Genomic DNA, 15,343 nt, shown 5'->3' with positions numbered 1-15,343 from the left:
GGCCGGGAAACGACGAAGCCGCCCGCCCCGGGAAGGGGTGGACGGCTTCGGTCGGGTGTGGCCGGGTCAGCGCGCGCGGCGGGCCAGACGCTCCGAGTCGGAGATCAGCACGCTCTTGCCCTCGAGCCGCAGCCAGCCGCGGTGCGCGAAGTCGGCGAGTGCCTTGTTCACGGTTTCGCGGGAGGCGCCGACGAGCTGGGCGATCTCTTCCTGGGTGAGGTCGTGCGTCACGCGCAGCGAGCCGGCCTCCTGGGTGCCGAAGCGCTGGGCGAGCTGCAGCAGCGCCTTGGCGACGCGACCGGGGACGTCGGTGAAGATGAGGTCCGCGAGGTTGTTGTTGGTCCGGCGCAGACGACGGGCCAGCACGCGCAGCAGCTGCTCGGCGATCTCGGGCCGTTGGTCGATCCACGACTTGAGCGCTTCGCGGTCCATCTGCACGGCACGGACCTCGGTGACAGTGGTGGCCGTCGAGGTGCGGGGGCCCGGGTCGAAGATGGACAGCTCGCCGAACATGTCGGACGGGCCCATGATGGTCAGCAGGTTCTCGCGACCGTCGGGGGAGCGGCGACCGAGCTTGATCTTGCCGGAGACGATGATGTAGAGGCGGTCGCCCGGCTCGCCCTCGTTGAAGATGACGTGTCCGCGGGGAAAGTCGACCGGCTGGAGCTGCTTGACCAGGGCGGCCACTGCCGACGGCTCGACTCCCTGGAAGATTCCGGCTCTGGCCAGGATCTCGTCCACGTGCGCTCCTTCATAAGATCTTGTTCTCGCGGCCGGTGCACCAGTGAATGAGGCATTCGGCCGCGCTTCGGCACCTGTATCAGCGCCGACTGTTCGGTGAGTTATCGCAATGAGTCTAGACCTGTGCTCGAACATTAGTGACCGGAGACACTCTCCGCATGTCGAACGGCCTCGAATCGTCGGGCCGCGGGTCAGCTCGCCTGCCGCTGAGGGAGCGTGGGCTCGTCCTCCGCATCGGCGCCACCACGCTTGCGGCGACGGTGGAACCGGGCCAGTGCTCGGGGCATGCCCTCCTCGGCGAGAGCGGCCACCTCGGCCTGACTCGCCTGGTCCAGGAACTCCTGAACCTCCTGCTCACGCAGCGTCAGCCGGCGCAGGCGGAATTCCACCCGCTCCATGGCCAGGGCAAACAGCATGAGCAGCACCGGGAAGAGCACCACAGCCAGACCTTGCATACCGGGAAGTAAACACGCCGAATGTCTCAGAAGCGAAACGATCCGTGGGGGCATGTCGGGTGCGTCCGTAGAGTTGACCGGGTGTCCATCTCCGTTTCGCAGACCCCGGCCCCGCGCCGCACGGCGCCCGCCGGAAGCCGCCGACGCGACGAGACCCGGCTCGGGCTGGTTCGGCGGGCGCGTCGGATGAACCGGCGTCTCGGCGAGGCCTTCCCACATGTCTACTGCGAGCTGGACTTCAGCACGCCGTTGGAGCTGTCGGTGGCGACCATCCTGTCTGCTCAGTGCACTGACGTGCGGGTTAACCAGGTAACGCCTGCCCTGTTCGCGCGGTACCGCACCGCGCAGGACTACGCCGGGGCCGAGCGAGCCGAGTTGGAGGAATACATTCGGAGCACCGGGTTCTTCCGGAACAAAGCCAACTCGATCATCGGTCTCGGGCAGGCGTTGGTGGAACGTTTCGACGGCGAGGTCCCGCGCACGATGAAGGAACTGGTGACGCTGCCGGGATTCGGCCGCAAGACCGCCAACGTGGTGCTCGGCAATGCCTTCGATGTGCCGGGAATCACGGTTGACACACATTTCGGCCGCCTCGTGCGGCGCTGGGACTGGACGCAGGAGGAGGACCCCGTCAAGGTCGAGCACGCGGTCGGGGAGCTGATCCCCCGCAAGGAGTGGACCCTGCTCTCGCACCGGGTGATCTTCCACGGTCGGCGGGTCTGTCACGCCAAGAAGCCGGCCTGCGGGGTGTGCCTGCTGGCCAAGGACTGCCCGTCCTTCGGTGCCGGACCGACCGACCCCGTGGTGGCCGCCGCCCTGGTGCGCGGCCCCGAGACCGACCATCTGCTCGACCTGGCGGGTCGGTGAACTGAGCGTGCACGTGTCCAATGCCGGGCGCTGGAGCCTGGCCGCACTCGTCGTCGTCGCTGCCCTCGTCGTCGCCATCTGGCCGCGCGGCGGCCCGGACGAGGGTCCCTCGCGCGGCTACGCCGACTACGTCAGCGGCGCCCCCGCCCCGACGCTCCAGGAACGGGCGCCCGGCGACACCGACGCCGCGCTGGCCGCCCCCCGGGCCCGCGCGGGCCTGGACCCGTGCCCGACGCCGGTGCCGGGGGCGACCGCCTCCGGGCCGCTGGCCGGGATCGAGCTCGAATGCCTCGCCGACGGCCGCCGGATCGACGTCGGCGCCGCGCTGGCGGGCCGTCCGGCCGTGGTGAACCTCTGGGCCTACTGGTGCGGTCCGTGCGCCAAGGAACTGCCCGCCCTCGACGAGTACGCCCGCCGGGCGGGGGACCAGGTCGCGGTGCTCACCGTCCATCAGGACCCGAAGGCGGGCAACGCGCTGACCGCGCTGGCGGACTACGGGGTGCACCTGCCCGGTGTGCAGGACGGCACCGGCCGCGTCGCCGCCGCCCTCGCGGCGCCCAACGTGCTGCCCGTGACCGTGCTGATCCGGGCCGACGGCACCGTCGCGGCGGTGCTTCCGCAGCCGTTCGACACGGCAGACCAGATAGCCGACGTGGTGCGAGAGAAACTGGGTGTGACGACGTGACGCTGACCGACCACCAGCCGCCGGAGTGGCTCCGCAGGGTCGCCACCCTGCCGCCGAGCGACGCCCACGCCGTCAACCCGGTCCTGCAGCGCCGAGCCCCGGACGGCGCCACCGTCCGCGACGCCGCCGTCCTGGTGCTCTTCGGAGGCAGCGCGGAGGCCGACCCGATCGCCGTCGGCGGCCTGCCCGAGGACGCCGACGTGCTGCTCACCCAGCGGGCGTCGACGCTGCGTCAGCACGGCGGCCAGATCGCCTTCCCCGGCGGCGCCGCCGACCCCGGGGACGACGGCCCGGTCGGGACCGCGCTGCGGGAGGCGCAGGAGGAGACCGGCCTGGAGCCGGACGGGGTGCGCACCCTCGCGGTGCTGCCCGGGATCTTCGTGCCGCCGTCGGGCTTCGACGTGACGCCGGTGATCGGGTACTGGGACCGGCCGTCGCCGGTGCGGGCGGTCGACCGGGGTGAGACCGAGCGGGTCGCGCGGGTGCCGATGCGCGCGCTGCTCGACCCCGACAACCGCTTCGTCGTCAAGCACCGCCTCGGCTACCGGGGTCCGGCCTTCCTGGTCGACGACATGCTGGTCTGGGGGTTCACCGCAGGGGTGCTGGCAGGCCTGATCGCGGTGTCGGGGTGGGAGATCGACTGGGACCGCGACGACGTCCGGGACCTGGATGTCGCGCTGGCAGAGGTCGAGGCAGGGGTGGTCGAGGTGCGCGAGCGGTGACGGGATCGACCTGGATAGACATCGCGATAGTCGCGGTCGCGGTGCTGGCGGCCAGTTCGGGTTGGCGGCAGGGGGCGGTGGCGTCCGCGCTGGCGTTCCTCGGCGTCGTGCTCGGCGCGGTCGCAGGCATCCTGATCGCGCCGCACGTGCTGGTGCACGTCGACGACGGCCGGGCCCGGATGCTGGTCGGGGTGCTGCTCATCGTCGGGATGGTGGTGATCGGCGAGGTCGCGGGCATGGTGCTCGGCCGCGCCGCCCGCGGCGTCATGCACAGTCCGGTCACCCGGTCGGTGGACAGCGTCGTCGGTGCCGGGCTGCAGTGCGCGGCGGTCCTGGTGGCGGCCTGGCTGCTGGCCATCCCGCTGACGGCGTCGTCGCAGCCCGAGGTCTCGACCGCGGTGCGCGGCTCCAGGGTTCTCACGCAGGTCGACGACTTCGCGCCGAGCTGGATGCGCCGGGTGCCCAGCGAGTTCTCGGCGCTGCTCGACACCTCGGGTCTGCCCGACGTGATCGGCCCGTTCGGGCGCACCCCCATCGCGGTGGTGGACCCGCCGGACCCGAGCATCGCGGCGAGCCCCGTCGCGGCCCGGCTCGAGCCCAGCGTGCTGCGGATCCGCGGCGTGGCGCCGAGCTGCCAGCGGGCTCTGGAGGGGTCCGGTTTCGTCGTCGCTCCCGAACGGGTGATGACCAACGCGCACGTGGTCGCCGGGACGACGCAGGTGGTGGTGGACACCGACGACGGTCCGCTCGACGCCGAGGTGGTGCTCTTCGACCCCGCGGTGGACATCGCGGTGCTCGCGGTGCCCGGACTCGATGCCCCGGTGCTGCCGTTCGCGCCCGAACCGGCGAGGTCCGGTGACAGCGCGATCGTGCTGGGCTACCCGGGCGGCGGCCCCTACACCGCCAGCGCGGCCCGGGTCCGCGAGATCCTGGACCTGTCCGGTCCCGACATCTACCGCAGCACCGACGTGACCCGCGAGGTATACACGGTGCGCGGGTCGATCCGGCAGGGCAACTCCGGCGGCCCGCTCGTCGACGACCAGGGTCGGGTGCTGGGCGTGGTGTTCGGCGCCGCGGTCGACAACAGCGACACCGGATTCGTGCTCACCGAGGCGGAGGTGTCCCGGCAGCTGGCGCAGGCGTCCGGCGTGTCCGCGGCGGTCGGGACCGGCAACTGCATCCTGTAGGCGCCGGCCGCGCCCCGAGGACCGTCAGCGGTCGAGGAACTCCGTCAGTGCGGCGGTCACCTCGGCGGGATGCTCCCGATGCGCGTAGTGGCCTGCGCCGTCGACACGGTGCAGGCGTCGGCCCGGGGCCCACCTGGTGTCGTGGCTCAGCGCGGCGGCCAGCACGTAGGGGTCGTCGCTGCCGTGGATCTGCAGCACCGGGATGGCCAGCGACTGGTTCATCGCCTTCATGAACCGTCGGCCGTCGGGGCGCCACTGGCTGCGGAACGCCCACCGCTGGTACTCCAACGAGCAGTGCGCGACGCCCGGGATCTGGATGGCCGACCGGGCCCGGGCGACGACCTCCGGGAACTCGGCCGACAGCGGCCACGCGGCGCCGGACCGCTCCCGGAGCAGGCGCTCGATCTCGGCGCCGTCGTCGCGGGTCAGCGCGCGCTCCGGTCGCCACGGCAACTGGTAACGCAGGAAGGTCGGCAGCAGCGCGGCCCGCTGGCCGCGGTCCCGCACGACGGCCCGCTTCAGTGCGATCGGGTGCGGCGAGCTGACCAGCGCGATCGACCGCACCAGCCGCGGGTGCAGGACGGCCGTCGCCCAGCAGACCAGGCCGCCGTCGGCGTGCCCGACCAGCGTCGCGTCGGTGTGGCCGAGCGCGCGGATCAGTCCGGCCACGTCGCCGGCCAGGGTCCAGCCGTCGTACCCGCGGGGCGGTTTGTCGGTGTCGCCGTAGCCGCGCAGGTCCAGCGCGATGGTGCGGTACCCGGCCTCGGCCAGCGCGGTCAGCTGGTGGTGCCACGACCACCAGAAGTCGCCGAAGCCGTGCAGCAGCACCACCAGCGGTGCGCCGGGATCGGCCGGGCCTGCCTCGACTGCGTGGAAGCGGATGCCGTTCGCGCGCACGTCGTGGTGCCGCCAGGGTCCGTCGAGACGGGCGGTGGACGGGTCCGGAAGGGTCACGGTCGGCGCGCCGGGTCGGATGGCGATCTAACCGGTGGTCCGGCGGGCGTACTCGCCGGGCGTGTAGTCGCCGTGCCGGTAGCTGGACTCGGCGGCGCCGGGCAGCACGGATGCGGCCTGCCGGAGCGAGTCGATCGTCTTCTCCGGAGCCCGCAGCTTGCGCACCCGCAGGTAGCCCAGGCCGGCCAGGGCCGCCGTCATCAGCACCATCAGCAGGAACACGATGAGGAAGGCGAGCCAGCGGACGACCCACACGTCGAGCAGCTCGGCCAGGAAGAAGAAGAAGAAGAACGAGCTGAAGACGAGCACCGAGATCGCCAGGATGAAGAACAGTGAGCCCTGCAGGCCCTTCTTCACCTCCCCGGTGACCTCGGCCTTGGCCAGCTCGACCTCGGCGCGGACCAGGGTGGAGACCTGCGCGGTCGCGTCCTTGACCAGGTTGCCGATGCTCGCGGTGCCCGGTGCCAGCGAGTCGACATCGGTGAGCGGGATCGACGAGATCGAGTTCGGGACCCCGTCTCCGGTCAGCCGCTCGGTCCTGTTGCTGCCGTTGCGGTCGCTGATGCTCACGTCTCGCCCCTGTCTCGTCGTCGTCGTTCGTCAGCCGTTGTCGGCCGGTTCGGCCCGGGTGCGCGCGTCGTGGACGCGCCCTCGGCGCAACAGTAGCGCCGACCCGATCAGCGACGCAGCCAAGGACGTCAGCAGCACCGCCGCCTTGGCCTTCTCCTGCTCGGCGCCCTCGAGTGCGAGTTCGGCCACGAGAAGGCTAACGGTGAAGCCGATCGCGCCGAGCACCGACAGGGCGAAGATGTCGCGGAAGTCGAGCCCGGCCGGTTTCACGGCGATCCGCAACCGGACCACCAGCCAGGAGATACCGAAGATGCCGATCGTCTTGCCGAGCAGCAGACCGAGGATGATCGCCAGCGTCAGCCGGTCGGTGAACATCGAGCCGAGCACCTCCGCGTTCACCGGGACGCCCGACGCGAACAGGGCGAACACGGGCACGCAGAACCCGGCCGAGTACGGCTGGATGCGGTGTTCGAGCCGGGTGGCGGGAGCCTCGTCCTCGCCCGGGTCCGGCCGCACCCGGGTCAGCAGCCCGAGTACCACGCCGGCCAGGGTGGCGTGGATGCCGGCCTCGTGCACGGCGTACCAGACGAACATCGCCAGCGGGAGGTACAGCAGCGGTGTGGTGATCCGGCGGTGCTGCGCGTACCAGTACAGGGCCGCACCCGCGACCGCGGCGAGCAGCCAGAGCATCGCGATGGACGCCGTGAACAGGGTGGCGATGATGATGATGGCGAGCAGGTCGTCCACCACGGCGAGGCTGAGCAGGAACACCCGGGCGCCGGCCGGGATCCGGGATCCGGTCAGGGCAAGCACGCCCAGCGCGAACGCGATGTCGGTGGCGACCGGGATCGCCCAGGCCTGCTCGATGCCCGGCTCGCCCCAGCCGACTCCCAGCGCGATCAGCGCGGGGGTGACGACGCCGCCGACCGCGGCGATGATCGGGAGCATGGCCTTCTTGCGGTCGGAGAGTTCGCCGACGACCAGTTCGCGTTTGAGTTCGAGGCCGGCGACAAAGAAGAACACGGCGAGCAGCGCGTCCTGCGCCCAGGTGCCGAGGCTCAGGTTCAGGTGCAGCGCACTCGGCCCGACCTGGAAGTCGCGCAGCGAGAAGTAGGCGTCGGACCAGGCGGAGTTCGCCCAGAGCAGGGCTGCCGCGGCGGCAATCAGGAGGATGGACCCGCCGACCGTCTCGGTCCGTAGGTAGCGGGAAAGTTCGGAACGCACTTGCGTGATCACGTTGGACGCGTCTCCTGGGGTGAGGGTATGCAGGGGCCACTTGCCGACCAGACTTCCCGGCGCTCCGCGTCGAATCTTAACGCCTCATTAACTCGTTCCACGTCCCGCGACGCCGGCCGAGGGCCTGGCGGTTCGCTTGGCTAACGGTTCCTATAGGGTATTTCCCACAGTGTGGACGCTTTTCGTTTGCGCGTGAGAATGACTGTGCAGGAGATTCCGGATGAGCCAGGCCCCCGACGTAGTGATCGATCCACCCGAGAAGGTGGTCGCGGCGTCAGGGGAGGTGCCGCGGAGCCGCATCGTGCTCGCCAGCATGATCGGCACCTCGGTCGAGTTCTACGACTTCTACATCTATGCGACCGCCGCCGTGTCGGTGTTCCCGCACCTGTTCTTCCCGAAGGGCAACGACACCACCGCGTTGCTCGCCTCGCTGGCGACGTTCGGCCTCGCCTTCGTCGCGCGCCCGGTCGGCTCCATCGTGTTCGGACACTTCGGTGACCGCATCGGACGCAAGGCCACCCTGGTCGGCTCGCTGCTCACCATGGGTGTCGCGACGTTCCTGATCGGGTTGCTGCCCACCTACGCCCAGATCGGCATCGCCGCCCCGGCGCTGCTGGCGCTGATGCGGTTCTGTCAGGGCCTCGGCCTCGGCGGGGAGTGGTCCGGCGCGGCGCTGCTCGCCACCGAGACCGCGAAGACGGGCAAGCGCGCCTGGGCCGCGATGTGGCCGCAGCTCGGCGCACCGATCGGGTTCTTCCTCGCCAACGGGCTGTTCCTGGTCATCACGCTGTTCATGGACCACGACACCTCGAATCCCGACCTGGACGGCGCGTTCCTCAGCTGGGGATGGCGGATCCCGTTCCTGCTCAGCGCCGTCATGGTCATGATCGGCCTCTACGTGCGTCTCAAGCTGGAGGAGACGCCGGTGTTCGCGCGGGCCGTGGCCAACGGCGAGAAGGTCAAGACCCCGCTTGCCGAGGTGTTCAAGACCAGCTGGCGCCAGCTGATCATCGGCACGTTCGTGATGCTCGCGACGTACACGCTCTTCTACATCATGACCACCTGGGTGCTCAGCCACGGAACCGGAAAGACCCCGGCGCACGGCGGCACCGGGGTCGGCTTCCAGTACACCGACTTCCTGGTGCTCCAGCTGGTCGCTGTCTTCTTCTTCGCGGGCGCGATCCCGGTCTCGGGCTGGCTGGCCGACCGCTACGGCCGGCGCATCACCCTGCTGGTGATCACCGGGCTGATCATGGTCTTCGGCCTCACCTTCGGCCTGCTGCTCGACCCGGTGGGCATGGGCGAGGGTCGGATGCTGGTCTTCCTCGTCATCGGCATGGTGCTCATGGGACTGACCTTCGGACCGATGAGCGCGGTGCTGCCCGAGCTGTTCCCGACCAACGTCCGCTACACCGGGTCGGGCATCGCCTACAACACCGCGAGCATCCTCGGGGCGGCGGTGGCGCCGTTCATCGCCACCTGGCTGGCGACGTCGTACGGCGTCGGCTGGGTGGGCATCTACCTGCTGATCGCGGCCGCGATCACGTTCGTCGCGCTGCTGGTGATGCGCGAGACCAAGGACGCCTCCATGGACAGCTGACCCCTCGACAGCTGACTCCTTGGCCGCTGACCTCGGGTCAGGCGGCGCCCTCGACCGGGTGCGGGTACTGCGCGGTGCGGTGCTGGAACGAGACGATGTTCGGGTTCTGGATCACCCCGTCGCGGATCTCGATGGCCCGGGAGATGGTCGTGTCGGCATCCCAGGCGTCGGCGCCGGAGATCACGGTCCGCAGGTGCGGCAGCAGTGCCTCGCTGATCTCCCAGGTCGCGGAGTTCCACAGGTGCGACGGGCTGTGGTCGACGGCGTAGTAGTGCACGTTGTCGCCGACGACGAAGCTGGGCTCGGCGAACGTCGTCGGGCGGGCCCAGCTGAAGCCCATGCCCTCGTCGCAGGACACGTCGACGATGACGCTGCCGGGGGCGAACCCGGCGAGGTCGCCCTCGTCCAGGAACGTCAGCGGCGCGTCGGTGTCCTGCAGGGTGCAGTTGACGACGACGTCGTTGGCGGCGAGGAAGTCCGCCAGCGGCACCCGGCCCCGGTCGGTGACGACGCAGCTGCGGGTCGGGTCGTCCGGGTCGTGCGCGACGTGGACGATCCGCGCCGAGTGGATCGGCGAGCCGACCGCGGCGGCCTTCCGATTGGTGAGCACCTGCACCTCGTCGACGCCGAGGGCGTTCAGTGCGGTCACCGCGCCGCGGGCGGTGGCACCGAAGCCGATGACTACCGCCCGCAGCCGACGGCCGTAGTCGCCCGTCGACCCGACGAGTTCGAGGGCGTGCAGCACCGAGCAGTACCCCGCGAGCTCGTTGTTCTTGTGGAAGACGTGCAGGCCGAAACCGCCGTCGGCGGTCCAGTGGTTCATCGCCTCGAACGCGATCAGCGTCAGCTTCTGGTCTATTGCGAGCTGGGTGATGCCTGCGTCCTGGACGCAGTGCGGCCAGCCCCACAGGGTCTGGCCCTCGCGCAGTTCGGCCAGGTCCTCGCGTTGCGGCTTGGGCAACAGCACGACCTCGCAGTCGGCGATCAGCTCGTCGCGGGAGCGGATCCCCGCGACGAGAGGCGCCAGCGCGTCGTCGCTGACGCCGAACGGCATGCCGTAGCCGCGTTCGAGGTAGAGGTGCGCCCGCAGGTCGGGATCGATACGCGGGAAGTGCATCGGATGGATGGGCAGCCGTCGCTCGTTCTCCTTGTGAGAGCGCGCGAGGACGCCGAGGTCAATCATATGCAGTTGTCTCCTGAAGGTTTCGATCGTAAGTGGTTGAAAATCAACACTTTTGGTGCGTCAGCGCTTCTTTGCCTTCGCGACGATCTCGATCTCCGGCGCGCCGTCGGTCTTCGACCGCTTGTCTGCGCGCTTTTCCTTCAGTGACTTGCCGGATTTCTTCGTCATGGTGTTGCGAGGTGACTTGTCCGACATGGTGGTCCCTTGATTGGGAACCTGAACGGTCCCGGGCCACCGACCCTACGCGTCATTCGGGCTTCCTGTCGCCGAGTGCCCTGGTCCGACGCCCGCCGGGCCTGCTTCAGACGTGCTCAGGCCGGCGGGTCGTGGCTCTGTTCGACGACCCATGCGGCGATCTGCGCGCGCGAGGTGAACCCGAGTTTCGACAGCACGTGCTCGACGTGTCCCTGCACGGTTCGCTGCGAGATCACCAGCTGGTCGGCGATGGCCCGGTTCGTCAGGCCGCGGGCCACCAGGTCGGCGACCTCCTGCTCGCGGGGCGTCAGCTCGGCGGCCGGATGGCGGGTCGTCGCCTCGGCGGGTGGGGGCTCGTCGCCGACGGCGAAGGCGACGATCTCGTCGAGGGTGAGGCCGGCGCCCTGCCGGAGCGCGGCCTCGAAGGCGCGTTGGCCAAGCGCGCCGCGGGCCCGCTGCTCGCACTCGTCGTGGAAGTCCCGCAATTCCGGGATCATCACGCCGGGGTTGCCCGCGGCCTGCCACAGCACCTGCGCGCCGCCGAGCAGCACCGTGGCGGGCTGGAACTGGTGCGCGTCGGCCGCGATCCAGGCGATCGTCTCGACGCAGACGGCCGCGCCGAGGAGATCGTCCACCACGCCGCTCAGCCGCAGGCCCTGTTCGAGCAGCGGTCGCGCCTGGCTCGGATCCTGTTGCCACAGGGCAAGTCCGAGCGTGTACAGCGCGTACGAGCGGTACACCGACTCCTGGTGCAGCTCGGTGATCGCGAGGACCTCCTCGGCGGCCTCGGTGGCCCGCGCGGTGTCACCGAGCAGGGCCGCGGCCATGGCGATTCCGAGCAGGGTGGACACGTGACGGAGTCGGTCCTCCTCGCCCCGAACCGTCTCGAGGATCCCGTCGAGGAATCGGACGGCCCGTTCCGGGTCGCCGTTGTAGATCGCGAGGTGCCCGGCGGCGTGCTCGACCAGGGTGTCGGCCTCGGGGGAGTCGAGCGCGGCGGCCGCCTCGCGGGCCCGGTCGACCATCTCCGTCCCGGTGACGATGTCGCCCTGGTTGCCGGCCAGGACAGCGGCCGCGCACAGCGCCTTGACGCGGTCGAGCGTCGGTGCGCCGCCCTGGGCCTCGAGGGTGCGGTCGAGCCAGCGCCTGCCCTCGCCGAGCAGGCCGCGGGAGAGCCAGAACAGGTAGACGGCGTTGGTGATTCGGAGTCCGGCCTCGGCCTCGCCGGGCTCCGCGATGCAGTACTCGAGCGCGTCCCGGAGATTGGCCTGCTCGCGGTCCAGCCGGGTGATCCACTCCGGCTGGGCCGGACCTATCCACTCCGCCTCGGCCCGTGCGGTCAGCCCGGCATACCAGTCGCGGTGCCGGCGGCGCAGGTCGTCCTTCTCGCCGGCATCCGCGAGCCGCTCGAGGCCGTACTCGCGGATGGTCTCGAGCAGCCGGTAGCGCACCACCCCGTCGGGCTCCTCGCGGATGAGGATCGACTTGTCGACGAGGGACGCGACGAGGTCGAGCAGGTCGTCCGGTGTCAGGTCCCCGGCCGCGACGCCCTCCGCGCCGTCGAGCTCGAAGCCGTGGGTGAACACGGCCAGCCGACGCCACAGCCGACGCTCGGTCTCCGTGCACAGGTCGTGGCTCCAGTCGATGCACATCCGCAGCGTCTGCTGTCTGCTGGGCGCACCCCGGCTGCCCGCGGTCAGCAGGCGGTACCGGTCGTTGAGCCGGTCGAGGATCTGGTCCGCCGACATCGCCCGCAGCCGGGCGGCGGCGAGTTCCAGGGGCAGCGGCAGCCCGTCCAGCTTGTGACAGATTCGGGCGATCGTCGCCTGGTTGTCCTCGGTGAGCTCGAATCCCGGCACCGCGGCGGTGGCGCGTTCGACGAACAGGGTCACCGCCTCGTACTGCGCGAGTCCCGCCGCGCTGCCGGTCCGGTCCGGGTCGGGGGCCGTCATCGGCTGGACGCGCAGCGTCGTCTCGCCGCCGATCAGCAGCGGCTCGCGGCTGGTGGCCAGGATGCGCAGCTCGGGGCAGGTGCGCAGCAGCGTCTCCGCGAGCTTCGCGACCGCGTCGACGAGGTGCTCGCAGTTGTCGAGGACGAGGAGCACCTTCTGCTCCCCGACGAGGTCGGTGATCAGCTGCAGTGGGGAGAGGACCGAGTTCTCCCTGATCCCGAGGGCCGCGGCGACGATGTCGGGGACCAGTTCCGGGTCCCGCTGTTCGCCCAGTTCGACCAGCCACACGCCGTCCTCGAACGCACGCTGGGCCTCGGTCGCGACGCGGAGGGCGAGCCTGGTCTTGCCCACCCCGCCGATCCCGGTCAGGGTCACCAGGCGCGAGAGGGCGAGCAGCCGCCTCGCCTCGGTCACCTCGCGGCGCCTGCCGACGAAACTGGTCAGGTCCAGCGGCAGGTTGCCGACCCTGCCCCGAACGGAGGACGCCATAGCTCAGCACTCCCGCCTCGCGTTCCCCCTGCGGTCACGGTACCCCCGCGATGGGTGCGGCGTCGGCGGAAGATTGTCGCCGCACCGGGCGGGTCCGCGGCCGGTCGGGCGGGTGTCCGGCCCGGCGCCGTACGAACGCACCGGTGCCCTCCGCGCGACTGCGCGAAGGGCACCTTGCGGGTCCTGCTCGGGTGCTACTTGCCCCGGATGGCGTCGAACACCTTGGGGTCGACCAGGGTGGAGGTGTCGCCGAGGTCGCGGCCCTCGGCCACGTCTCGCAGCAACCGGCGCATGATCTTGCCCGAGCGGGTCTTCGGCAGCTCCGGGACGATCGTGATCTGGCGCGGCCTGGCGATCGGGCTGATGTCGGTGGAGACCTGGGCCTTGAGCTCCGCGATCAGGGTCTCGCCCGTGTTCTCGACGCCCTCGCGCAGGATGACGAAGGCGACGATGCCCTGGCCGGTGGTCTCGTCGGCGGCGCCGACCACCGCGGCCTCGGCCACACCGTGGTGGTTGACCAGGGCCGACTCCACCTCGGAGGTGGAGATGCGGTGGCCGGAGACGTTCATGACGTCGTCGACGCGGCCGAGCACCCACAGGGCACCGTCCTCGTCGTACTTGGCGCCGTCGCCGGCGAAGTACCAGCCCTCCACGGCGTACCGGGACCAGTAGGTGTCCTTGAACCGCTCCATGTCGCCCCAGATGCCGCGCAGCATCGCCGGCCACGGCTGGTCCAGGACGAGGTAGCCGCTACCGCCGTTGCCGAGGGGCTTGGCGTCGTCGTCGACGATCTTCGCGGAGATGCCCGGTAGCGGCGCCATCGCGGAGCCCGGCTTGGTCGCGGTGATGCCCGGCAGCGGGGAGATCATGATCGCGCCCGTCTCGGTCTGCCACCAGGTGTCGACGATCGGGGCCTGGTTGCCGCCGATCACCTCACGGAACCAGCGCCAGGCCTCGGGGTTGATCGGCTCGCCGACCGAGCCGAGCAGCCGGATCGAGGACAGGTCGTGGGCGTCCGGGATCTCCCGGCCCCACTTCATGAAGGTGCGCACCAGCGTCGGCGCCGTGTAGTAGATGGTGACGCCGTACTTCTCGATGATCTCGAAGTGCCGGTGCTCGGTCGGCGAGTTCGGGGTGCCCTCGTAGATCACCTGGGTGACGCCGTTGCTGAGCGGGCCGTAGACGATGTAGGTGTGGCCGGTGACCCAGCCGATGTCGGCGGTGCACCAGTACACGTCGCTCCCGGCCTTGTGGTCGAAGACGTTGTGGTGGGTGTACGAGGCCTGGGTCAGGTAGCCGCCGGTGGTGTGGATGATGCCCTTCGGCTTTCCGGTGGTGCCGGAGGTGTAGAGGATGAACAGCGGGTGCTCGGCGTCGAACGCCTGCGCCTCGTGCTCGGGGGAGGCCTGCGCGACGGTCTCGTGCCACCACAGGTCACGGCCCTCGTGCCACGCGACGTCGATCCCGGTTCGGTTGACCACCAACACGTTCCGGACCGACGCGGCGCCGTCGACGGCCTCGTCGACGGCGGTCTTGAGTGGCGCCGCCTGGCCGCGGCGCCACTGGCCGTCGACGGTGACGACGAGCTTGGCCTCGGCGTCGTCGATGCGCGAGCGCAGCGCCGTGGCGGAGAACCCGGCGAACACCACCGAGTGCGTCAGCCCGAGCCGGGCGCAGGCCAGCATGGTGACGACGGCCTCGGGGATCATCGGCATGTAGATGGCGACGCGGTCGCCGGCGACCAGGCCGAGTTCGGTGAAAGTGTTTGCGGCGCGGCTCACCTCGGCGAGCAGGTCGTTGTAGGTCAGGTCGCGGCTGTCGCCGGGCTCGCCCTCGAAGTGGATCGCGACGCGGTCGCCGTTGCCGGCGAGCACGTGCCGGTCGACGCAGTTGTAGGCGACGTTGAGCTTGCCGTCGACGAACCACTTGGCGACGGGGGCGTCCGACCAGTCCAGCACCTGCGTCCACGGCGTCGCCCAGTCCAGGCGCCGGGCCTGGGTGTCCCAGAACGCGAGCCGGTCCGCGTCGGCGGCCGCCTGCAACTCCGGGCTCGCATTGGCCGCCGCGGCGAACTCCGCGCTCGGCGGGTAGCTCTCGGTCGCGTGCTCGGCCGCGTTGGCGTCGGTCGTGCTGGTCATCTCGCCCGTACCTCTTTCGGTCAGTTCAAGGTGTGCATTTGCGCTGCTGTGAGCGTAGTCACATGCGATCCGGGGCGCACCGTTGCATCCGCGGGCAACCCGGCCGGTGCGCCGACCGGTCGCCCCGGCGCGACCGGCGGTTGCCTCCGCCGACGAGCGGCCGGCAACCCGTCGGTCCCCTCCCTTCCGAATGAACGGAAGCGTTCATTCGATCTGATCGAATGAACGTGCCGTTCACTCGGCCGGAACGAACGACTGCAGCTGACGACTGCGGCCGCGGCTGACGACGCCGGCGTGTTCTGCGTCGGGGTGACCGCGCACCGCGGCGAGTGGCGCTGGCGCGACCGGCACGGCGGTGGTCTCCTGGAC

General features: G+C 70.5%; 14 protein-coding genes. 5 read left to right on the top strand and 9 right to left on the bottom strand.

All coding sequences use genetic code 11. The features are described 5' to 3' along the window. Positions 1-66 precede the first annotated feature (66 nt). Together ACFO6S_RS19765 and ACFO6S_RS19760 are read right to left on the bottom strand one after the other, a co-directional pair. Positions 67-741, bottom strand: coding sequence for a Crp/Fnr family transcriptional regulator (locus ACFO6S_RS19765; protein ID WP_378419686.1), 675 nt, complete (start codon positions 739-741; stop codon positions 67-69). Positions 742-932: 191 nt separating this feature from the next. Further along, complete coding sequence (locus ACFO6S_RS19760; protein WP_378419685.1) at positions 933-1,196, bottom strand: hypothetical protein; 264 nt, start codon at positions 1,194-1,196, stop codon at positions 933-935. 21 nt (positions 1,197-1,217) lie between these two features. On the opposite strand from ACFO6S_RS19760, the gene nth reads away from it, so the two are divergent. The 4 genes from nth to marP are packed head-to-tail and all read left to right on the top strand — an operon-like array spanning position 1,218 to position 4,657. Beyond that, a complete protein-coding gene (gene nth / locus ACFO6S_RS19755) occupies positions 1,218-2,063 on the top strand; it encodes an endonuclease III (RefSeq protein ID WP_378419684.1) in 846 nt (281 codons plus the stop codon). A 7-nt stretch (positions 2,064-2,070) separates the two neighbouring features. Beyond that, entirely contained in the window at positions 2,071-2,748 is a 678-nt protein-coding gene (locus ACFO6S_RS19750; protein ID WP_378419683.1) for a TlpA family protein disulfide reductase, read from the top strand. After that, complete coding sequence (locus tag ACFO6S_RS19745) at positions 2,745-3,470, top strand: NUDIX hydrolase (protein ID WP_378419682.1); 726 nt, start codon at positions 2,745-2,747, stop codon at positions 3,468-3,470. Before ACFO6S_RS19750 ends, ACFO6S_RS19745 begins: the two co-directional genes overlap by 4 nt. Then, entirely contained in the window at positions 3,467-4,657 is a 1,191-nt protein-coding gene (gene marP / locus ACFO6S_RS19740) for an acid resistance serine protease MarP (RefSeq protein WP_378419681.1), read from the top strand. The genes ACFO6S_RS19745 and marP overlap by 4 nt, the downstream gene beginning before the upstream one ends. Before the next feature lie 24 nt (positions 4,658-4,681). Here the strand turns inward: marP and ACFO6S_RS19735 are convergent, their stop codons facing one another. From ACFO6S_RS19735 to nhaA, 3 genes are read right to left on the bottom strand one after another with little or no spacing between them, the layout of a single operon-like run. Further along, positions 4,682-5,611 (bottom strand): alpha/beta fold hydrolase, encoded by a 930-nt coding sequence (locus ACFO6S_RS19735; RefSeq protein WP_378419680.1) that lies wholly within the window; start codon positions 5,609-5,611, stop codon positions 4,682-4,684. Between the two features lie 27 nt (positions 5,612-5,638). Continuing rightward, entirely contained in the window at positions 5,639-6,175 is a 537-nt protein-coding gene (locus tag ACFO6S_RS19730) for a phage holin family protein (protein WP_378419948.1), read from the bottom strand. 36 nt (positions 6,176-6,211) lie between these two features. Next, the gene (gene nhaA, locus ACFO6S_RS19725; protein ID WP_378419947.1) at positions 6,212-7,414 is read right to left on the bottom strand and encodes a Na+/H+ antiporter NhaA; all 1,203 of its coding nucleotides are present in this window, start codon (positions 7,412-7,414) and stop codon (positions 6,212-6,214) included. Between the two features lie 223 nt (positions 7,415-7,637). Here nhaA and ACFO6S_RS19720 point away from each other — a divergent pair, with 223 nt between their 5' ends. Beyond that, positions 7,638-9,017, top strand: coding sequence for an MFS transporter (locus tag ACFO6S_RS19720; RefSeq protein WP_378419679.1), 1,380 nt, complete (start codon positions 7,638-7,640; stop codon positions 9,015-9,017). A 37-nt stretch (positions 9,018-9,054) separates the two neighbouring features. Here ACFO6S_RS19720 and ACFO6S_RS19715 read toward each other — a convergent pair whose 3' ends face one another. The 4 genes from ACFO6S_RS19715 to acs form a co-directional block, all read right to left on the bottom strand. Beyond that, entirely contained in the window at positions 9,055-10,200 is a 1,146-nt protein-coding gene (locus tag ACFO6S_RS19715; protein WP_378419678.1) for a N(5)-(carboxyethyl)ornithine synthase, read from the bottom strand. A gap of 60 nt (positions 10,201-10,260) precedes the next feature. Next, entirely contained in the window at positions 10,261-10,395 is a 135-nt protein-coding gene (locus tag ACFO6S_RS19710; RefSeq protein ID WP_378419677.1) for a hypothetical protein, read from the bottom strand. Between the two features lie 116 nt (positions 10,396-10,511). Continuing rightward, the gene (locus ACFO6S_RS19705) at positions 10,512-12,836 is read right to left on the bottom strand and encodes an ATP-binding protein (RefSeq protein ID WP_378419676.1); all 2,325 of its coding nucleotides are present in this window, start codon (positions 12,834-12,836) and stop codon (positions 10,512-10,514) included. Positions 12,837-13,030: 194 nt separating this feature from the next. Continuing rightward, entirely contained in the window at positions 13,031-14,974 is a 1,944-nt protein-coding gene (acs, locus tag ACFO6S_RS19700) for an acetate--CoA ligase (RefSeq protein ID WP_378419675.1), read from the bottom strand. Between the last annotated feature and the right edge of the window lie 369 nt (positions 14,975-15,343).

Origin of the sequence: Rhodococcus kronopolitis (assembly GCF_042654025.1) — a bacterium.
Lineage (GTDB): Bacteria > Actinomycetota > Actinomycetes > Mycobacteriales > Mycobacteriaceae > Rhodococcus_G > Rhodococcus_G kronopolitis.
This window is presented reverse-complemented; position numbering and strand designations above follow the sequence as displayed.

Coding starts and splice junctions, on each gene's coding strand:
- nth (WP_378419684.1), top strand. CDS start 1,218: ATGTCTCAGAAGCGAAACGATCCGTGGGGGCATGTCGGGTGCGTCCGT.
- ACFO6S_RS19760 (WP_378419685.1), bottom strand. CDS start 1,196: ATGCAAGGTCTGGCTGTGGTGCTCTTCCCGGTGCTGCTCATGCTGTTT.
- ACFO6S_RS19720 (WP_378419679.1), top strand. CDS start 7,638: ATGAGCCAGGCCCCCGACGTAGTGATCGATCCACCCGAGAAGGTGGTC.
- ACFO6S_RS19715 (WP_378419678.1), bottom strand. CDS start 10,200: ATGATTGACCTCGGCGTCCTCGCGCGCTCTCACAAGGAGAACGAGCGA.
- acs (WP_378419675.1), bottom strand. CDS start 14,974: ATGACCAGCACGACCGACGCCAACGCGGCCGAGCACGCGACCGAGAGC.
- ACFO6S_RS19705 (WP_378419676.1), bottom strand. CDS start 12,836: ATGGCGTCCTCCGTTCGGGGCAGGGTCGGCAACCTGCCGCTGGACCTG.
- ACFO6S_RS19710 (WP_378419677.1), bottom strand. CDS start 10,395: ATGTCGGACAAGTCACCTCGCAACACCATGACGAAGAAATCCGGCAAG.